Below are 7,289 nucleotides of genomic sequence, written 5' to 3' on the forward strand. Positions count from 1 at the left end.
AAGTCTCTATTATAGATGGAGCTTTAATAGCCTCTGTTGCCGCTACATCAATTGGTATTACTAGGCCTGCTCCTGGATTCATTACAGTTCCTAGTGCCAATCCTATTGTAACTGCTATAGCTGTTGTGAAAAGATAATAAATAACCGTTTTTCCACCAATTCTACCTAATGTCTTAGGATCCCCAATACTAGCTGCGCCAACAATTAATGATGAAAACACAAGTGGAACTATAATCATTTTAATCAAGTTAAGAAATAAAGTACCCACTGGCTTAATATATGTTTGTGCAATTTCTGGGCTACCTTGTAATAACAAACCCACCACAATACCAAGAATAAGTCCTATAAATATTTTTGTCGTCAGTTTCAATTTTTTCATAATCCATCCCCCTATTTTATAATATTAATATGCAACCGGATATTGAAAATTAGTACATGCTTTTTTATATATTTATTGCGACACCTCCTTCTTTTATGTTTTTCAAAATACTTAACTTATTTATAAATAAGTTAAGTAATAACCCTGCTGCTACAGCTGAACCGATTACTCCTGACACATTTGGTCCCATATCATGCATTAATAAGAAATTAGAAGGATTTGCCCTTCCTTTTAATAACTCTTGCTGCCATTGAAACTGCAGAAACTCCAGTAGCCCCTCCCCAAACTTCCATAGAATAGTATCCTATCTTATCCATCTTCTCCAAAATAAGAAGGATTTCTGCTGTGGTAAGTCTTGTTGCAATTAAGTATTGATGTACGTCCATCCCTCAATGCTGTTTCAGTGACTTTAAGTTTTTTCAATATTCCACCTCTTTTCAACAAAAAGCTAACTCATTTAAAATAATGGTCTAGCTGAATGTTAAATACTATGTTACTATGCAATGATTATTTTATCCACATAAAATGTATCTCTTTTATAATTTAAAATTAATAAAAGTTAGTTTCCCAATTACTGTATAGAAATAAATTAAATAGAATTAGTTATATTTTATCATATTACATTTACAGTTTATATACATTTAATAACATAATTCATCATATTAACATTATTTAAATACTTATTTTTGATAAATTCCTAACTTTAAAATGCTCCCCTTTCTAATAGCAGATTTTCATTATTTAACCTGTCTACTTTATTGGGAGCATATAAGAGTTGTGTTACATTTGATATTAAGATTTCACGTGCTAACTCTCTATTGAACTTTTGGACGATATGTATAAACAACCCCATTTTATTACATTAGAATTTTTAGGAAACCTACTATATTTACTATAATTTACTTAAATGTTAGGTAACTTTTCTTATTGAGTAGTTGATATTTTTTTGGTTTTTAAGAAACTCCATTTAGTTTCTGTTGTTATTATTGCAATAAATATAGTTAAACAACCGAGTATCATTTTGGATGTGAATATTTCATTAAGTATTATAACAGATAAAATAGAACCGATAACAGATTCTAAACATAAAATAATTGCAGCGTGAGTAGATGTTGTATATTTCTGAGCTACATTTTGTATAAAAAATGCGAGCATTGTACTAAATATTGCTAAATAACCAATTGCAAACATTGTATCAGTACTTAATGGTTGTGGCATTGGTTCATAAATTAAAGCAGCTATAATTGAAAATACTGCAGCGACGCTTAACTGTATTATTACAAGTAATATAGCATCAACTTTTTCAATGAAAAACCCAACAGAAACTATATGAGCTGCAAAAAATACTGCACATAGTAAGGTCAAACCATCCCCAAGGCCAATGTGTATACCTCCATCTAAGGTGAGCATTCCTATTCCAATAAAACACATAAAAGCGGATATTAAAGAATACGTATCTGGTCTTTTTTTGCTAATTGCCCAATAAAGAAAGGGTACAATAACTACATTAGTTCCAGTTAAGAAAGCATTTTTACCAGCAGTTGTATATTTCATACCAACTGTTTGAGCAGCAAAGCCTAAAAATAAGAGAAGTCCAACCACGGCTCCAACCTTCAGTTCATTTTTAGTTATTTGCCTAACCTTTTTTCTAAAAATTAATAACATAATTATAGCAGAAATACCAAAACGCATTGCCATTATATAAAAAGGCGTAAGACTATCTAAAGCACCTTTTACGGCTATAAAACCACCACCCCAAAAAAATGCGACTAGTAGCAAAGACAGATCAGCCAGGATTGATTTTTTTTTGTCGACGTTGTCCATAGTTATAACTCCTTTATATGTAATATTTTACTGAATATCAATTTTAGTATTACATATACGAATTAATTTGTAAAGATTGTATCAATAATAAAATTACAAAACTAGTTCGCGTATAAAATGATAGACTATGGAGAGTTAAATCAAAGCTTTATTAAAATTCCTTTGTTTAAAATCTCTTAGGGTAGAAGTTCTGTAATAAATAAATTTTTTTCAACGCTTAAATCTATAAAGTTTGAATCTACAGTTATAAGTGGCCTCGAAATATTATTTGTGTCAATTTTAATTATCTTTCCAATAGAACCATTATTAAGTAATATCATTTCACCAGTGTAGTAATTTCGCATTTGTTCTATAAATGTAGTTAGGTAATGATAATCTAATAAACCCATACAGTCATGTTGCATAATCTCTAACACGTCAAAGGGGGTTTGCTTTTTACTATATACTCTGTCTGAGGTCATAGCATCAAACATATCTGCAATTCCTATTATTTTAGCAAAAGTATTAATTTTATCTTCTTTTAAACCAAGAGGATAGCCTGAACCATCTAAACGTTCATGATGCAATAGAACACCTAAGCTTACAGCTTCATCTAAATAAGGAATGTTTTTTACAAGTTCATAAGAGTAACGGGAATGTTTTTTAATTTCTTCGAATTCTAATTTCGTAAGTTTTGTTGGTTTATTTAATATAGTTTGGTTAACTCTTGTTTTGCCGATATCATGAAGAAAAGCTGCATATGTCAAAAGTGTTAAATCCTTCTTAGGCAAATACAACCATCTACCAAGCATTGAACTTAAAAGTGCAACATTCACACAATGTCGTACGAGGTACTCATCTATATTTCTAGAATTTGTTATACTCTTTAAAATAGAGCCATAATCATTAAGGTTTTCTAAAATTTCTTTAGACATATTTCTTATTTCTGTTAAGTCTGGCTCAGAATTTTTTTCTATGCTACTTAAAAAATTATCTATGCGACTTGAAAAATGATTTAATACATTTTCAGTTTCAATTAAGCTCTGCGCTTTTAAATTTGGAGAACTAGACGCTAAGGATTCTTCGCCCGCCTCATAGATATTTATAGTATTTGTTGGGTAAAATTCTAATATTTTTTCAATCATTAAATTATTTAATGCAATTTTCTTTGCAACTAAAGTTAAACCGTTTAGTATTAAATCTTCGGCTAAAATCATACTTGGTTTTAGATCGTAAATGCTTATACTTATAACTTTTGGTTTCATAGATGCATCTCCTTTAAATAAATTATTGAAACTTTTAATATTACTCAAATCTAGGTAATAGATTATATATTCTAATAAGTTTATTTTACCATAAAAACTGGCATTAGCCTATAGATTAAAAGATTAGAGAGTAGGTAGACCTTCCCTTAAAGGATTGTTCTTTATTTATTGACATTGATGATTAACATATTTATAATTAAATAAAACAGAGCGAAATACTAAGATTTAATTTAACCACTTCAATTTACGCAGATTAGAAGAAGATGATTTAGAGGAGAGAGATAAAAACATGGAAATATATTTAGATAACAGTGCAACTACCATGCCTTATGAAGAGGTTATTGAAGATGTATGTAATACTATGAAGAATTATTATGGCAATCCATCTTCAGCGCATAGTTTAGGTTTTAAGGCAGAGCGGAAACTTAGGCAGATGCGATTAAATATTGCGAGTAGCATAAATGCTAGTAGTGAGGAAATAATATTTACATCTGGAGGAAGTGAAAGTAATAATTTTCTTATAAAGGGCTTTGCTAAGAGCACTTCTCATATAATAACTACTAAAATTGAACACCCAAGTATACTTAACACTTTTAAGGTATTAGAAGATTTAGGCGCAAAGGTTACTTATATTGATGTTGATGAAAGTGGCAGAATTGACGTGGAAACGCTTATAGACAGCATAACTAAGGATACCCAACTTGTTAGTGTAATGCATGTTAACAACGAAGTAGGGGTTATACAAGATATTGAGAGTATAGGCAGATTAATTAAAGAGAAAAGTAGTAGGGCTAAATTTCATGTAGATGCAGTACAAAGCTATGGGAAGCTTCCTATTGATGTACAAAAGTTTAAAATTGATTTATTATCTACTAGTGCACATAAAATTCACGGACCTCGTGGAATTGGATTTGCATATGTTAGAAAAGGCCTTATACCTAATTGCTTAATAAGCGGTGGGGGACAAGAAAGAAATTTAAGATCTGGTACAGAAAATCTCGCTGGAATTGTGGGATTTGAAACTGCGGCTGTGATTAGCTGCTACAATCAGTCTAAGAATTTTAATAAAATTTTAGAATTAAAGAAATATTTCATAGAAAAACTTTCTAAGTTCGATGATGTTATAATTAACAGTAAACTAGAAGAACATTTTACCCCTTATATACTAAGTGCTTCATTTAAGGGAGTTAAAGGAGAGGTGCTACTTCATTCTTTAGAAGAAAAAGGTATATATGTGTCTACGGGTTCCGCATGTTCTTCAAAAAACCATAAAAGTAGTGAAGTATTAAAGTCCCTTGGAAGAAGTTTAGAGGAGCAAGCTGGAACTATACGGTTTAGTTTTTCTGAAGAAAATAATAAGGAAGAAATTGACTACGTAATAATTGAATTAAATAAATCGTTAGAATTTTTAAGAAAGCTAAATAAAAGATAAAGAGGAGTACGAACACATGAGAAAATTGATTTTGGTAAAATATGCCCCGGAAATATTTTTAAAGGGACTTAACAGAGGTAAGTTTGAAAAAAAACTTAAAGACAATATAAAAAATGTATTAAGAAACTTAAATTACGAATTCGTTGAAGACTCTGGGAGATGGTTTATTTACTCAGAGCAAATGGATGCAATTATAGAAAAGGTTAAAAATGTATTTGGAATAATGGAGGTTTGCGTAGTTACAGAAATTGAAGCGAACATGGATAGCATTAAAAAGCAAGCGCTTTTAGAGATTGAGGGAAGCTCCGCTAAAACTTTTAAAGTGGAAACTAACAGAGCAAATAAAAATTTTAGCCCAGGGTCATTAGACGTAAGTAGAAAAGTAGGGGCACATATATTACAAAATAATCAAGACGTAAATGTAGATGTACATAACCCAGAGTGTACTATAAATGTTGAAATAAGAAATATGGCATACATTTACTCTAAAAGAATAAAGGCTGTGGGTGGATTACCTTATGGAATGAACGGAAGTACTATGCTTATGTTATCAGGAGGTATAGATTCTCCTGTTGCAGGATATATGATGGCAAGGCGTGGTGTAGAACTTTCTGCAGTTTATTATCATAGCCATCCGTACACAAGTGAGAGAGCAAAAGATAAGGTAAAACAATTAACTAATATTTTAAAAGAATACACTGGAAAATTAACGTTATATGTAGTACCCTTTACTGAAATCCAAATGCAAATTATAGAAAAATGTAGAGAAGATGAATTAACAATTATTATGAGAAGATTTATGATGAGACTTGCTTGCGCACTCGCCGAAAAATATGGTGTAAATTCAGTAACAACTGGAGAAAGCATAGGGCAAGTAGCTAGTCAAACTATGGAAGGGCTCGTAGTAAGTGATGATGTTTCCGATAGACCAGTTTTTAGGCCCCTTGTAGCTATGGATAAAGTAGACATTATAGATGTTTCAAGAAAAATAGATACTTATGAAACTTCCATTTTGCCTTATGAAGATTGTTGTACAATTTTTGTTCCTAAACATCCGAAAACAAAACCAAGGTTAGTAGAGATAATCAAGTCAGAATCTGTTTTAGATATTGATAAATTAGTTGAGAAGGCTATAAGCGACATGGAAATTTATAAATAAATAAGAAAATTAATGTTAGTCCACTGATAATGTGTATTAAATCAAAAAAAGTGTAAATAATAATAGAGGAAATACATATTAAAGGGGTGATTAACATGGCTAAAAAAGGTGGAGAAAAAAAATCAGGTTCTAAGGACACAAAAGATAAAACTCAAAAGAAGAATCAAAAAGGTGAAACAGTTAAATAACGAGTAGTTTAAAAAATTAAAGATGTAATTAGGAAAAGTAAGCTAACAAAATGATTTATAATTTTGTTAGCTTACTTTTATTTTATAAAAATGATTTATTCTAAAAGTTTTAAATAACCTAGGTCAATAACAGAAAATTAATTGTAAAACTTAGTATTTTTTTACTTAAAACAAATTATTATGATATTATTGAAACAAAATCCATTTTGTTATCGTCTAATATTTAGAGTGGGAGTGAGATATGTGCCTATTGTGCCTTTAGTTCAAAAGGATAGTAAAGAAAAAAAAGATATTCATAGTGAAATAGAGAGGCTTATTAATTGCTATGGCGATGATGTGCTTAGGGTAGCATATCTATATGTTAAAGATATGCATAAAGCTGAGGATATTTTCCAAGAAGTCTTTATAAAAATATTTAAAAAATATGATTCATTTAAAGGTAACAGTAGTGAAAAAACTTGGATTATGAAGATAACAGTAAATGTATGTAAGGACTATTTTAAAAGTTTTTGGATAAAGAGAGTGCTTTTAAATAGTGATAGAGATGAAGAAAGAGAAATTTATAATGAAGAGTACGATGCCCAAAGTTTAGATGATAATATAATCAAAGCAATAGAGTCCCGAGAACTACTACATCAGGTTATGAATTTGACCAATAAATATAAAGAAGTGATTATTTTATATTATTATGAAGAATTTAATACTAGAGAGATTAGTGAAATGTTAAAGCTTCCAGAGGGTACAGTTCGAACTAGATTATTTAGAGGGAGAGAATTATTAAAAAAGAATGTTACTGGGAGGATTGAATATGAGGGATAACTTAGAAGGATTAACAGATGCATTTAATATGGATTTAAAGATTATAAAAGTAAGTGAGGAATTAAAGTTAAGGACACTCGAAAAATGCATGAGAAATAAGAAAAACTCAATTCATAAATCTGTTCTGAAAGTAACATGTACTATAGCGGCATGTTTATTAATGGGAATTATAATATATCCTATTTACAGTAAAAATAATGAATTGCATAATGAATCAATAACAATGGATGCTAGGGATAAGGGT

At 30.0% G+C, this 7,289-nt stretch carries 6 protein-coding genes and 3 pseudogenes; 4 read left to right on the top strand and 5 right to left on the bottom strand.

Annotated features, from left to right (window positions below):
- The 5 genes and pseudogenes from JJE11_RS11190 to JJE11_RS11210 form a co-directional block, all read right to left on the bottom strand.
- The coding region (locus JJE11_RS11190) for a cation:dicarboxylase symporter family transporter (protein WP_291635598.1) at nt 1-379 on the bottom strand (379 nt) is incomplete at its 3' end.
- A 64-nt stretch (nt 380-443) separates the two neighbouring features.
- Nucleotides 444-657 (bottom strand): annotated as a pseudogene (locus tag JJE11_RS11195) (sodium ion-translocating decarboxylase subunit beta); the annotation flags it as partial.
- Nucleotides 649-802 (bottom strand): annotated as a pseudogene (locus tag JJE11_RS11200) (oxaloacetate decarboxylase subunit alpha); the annotation flags it as partial. The pseudogenes JJE11_RS11200 and JJE11_RS11195, both read right to left, overlap by 9 nt.
- A 501-nt stretch (nt 803-1,303) precedes the next feature.
- A complete protein-coding gene (locus JJE11_RS11205) occupies nt 1,304-2,203 on the bottom strand; it encodes a DMT family transporter (protein ID WP_291635601.1) in 900 nt (299 codons plus the stop codon).
- 176 nt (nt 2,204-2,379) lie between these two features.
- Entirely contained in the window at nt 2,380-3,447 is a 1,068-nt protein-coding gene (locus JJE11_RS11210) for an HD-GYP domain-containing protein (RefSeq protein WP_291635603.1), read from the bottom strand.
- A gap of 289 nt (nt 3,448-3,736) precedes the next feature.
- Between JJE11_RS11210 and JJE11_RS11215 the strand changes: the two genes are divergently transcribed.
- The 4 genes and pseudogenes from JJE11_RS11215 to JJE11_RS11230 form a co-directional block, all read left to right on the top strand.
- Nucleotides 3,737-4,879, top strand: a complete 1,143-nt coding sequence (locus tag JJE11_RS11215; RefSeq protein WP_291635605.1) for a cysteine desulfurase family protein — start codon at nt 3,737-3,739, stop codon at nt 4,877-4,879.
- Nucleotides 4,880-4,895: 16 nt separating this feature from the next.
- On the top strand, nt 4,896-6,038 hold the full coding sequence (gene thiI, locus JJE11_RS11220) for a tRNA uracil 4-sulfurtransferase ThiI (RefSeq protein ID WP_291635607.1): 1,143 nt from the start codon (nt 4,896-4,898) through the stop codon (nt 6,036-6,038).
- 431 nt (nt 6,039-6,469) lie between these two features.
- Nucleotides 6,470-7,045 (top strand): sigma-70 family RNA polymerase sigma factor, encoded by a 576-nt coding sequence (locus tag JJE11_RS11225; RefSeq protein ID WP_291635609.1) that lies wholly within the window; start codon nt 6,470-6,472, stop codon nt 7,043-7,045.
- A pseudogene (locus tag JJE11_RS11230) lies at nt 7,035-7,289 on the top strand (hypothetical protein); the annotation flags it as partial. The gene JJE11_RS11225 and the pseudogene JJE11_RS11230, both read left to right, overlap by 11 nt.

It is taken from the genome of Clostridium sp., from assembly GCF_016650095.1.
Classification (GTDB): Bacteria; Bacillota; Clostridia; order Clostridiales; family Clostridiaceae; genus Clostridium_AD.

Excerpts from the sequence above, each read along its gene's own strand:
- thiI (WP_291635607.1), top strand. The coding sequence starts at position 4,896 with ATGAGAAAATTGATTTTGGTAAAATATGCCCCGGAAATATTTTTAAAG.
- JJE11_RS11210 (WP_291635603.1), bottom strand. The coding sequence starts at position 3,447 with ATGAAACCAAAAGTTATAAGTATAAGCATTTACGATCTAAAACCAAGT.
- JJE11_RS11215 (WP_291635605.1), top strand. The coding sequence starts at position 3,737 with ATGGAAATATATTTAGATAACAGTGCAACTACCATGCCTTATGAAGAG.
- JJE11_RS11205 (WP_291635601.1), bottom strand. The coding sequence starts at position 2,203 with ATGGACAACGTCGACAAAAAAAAATCAATCCTGGCTGATCTGTCTTTG.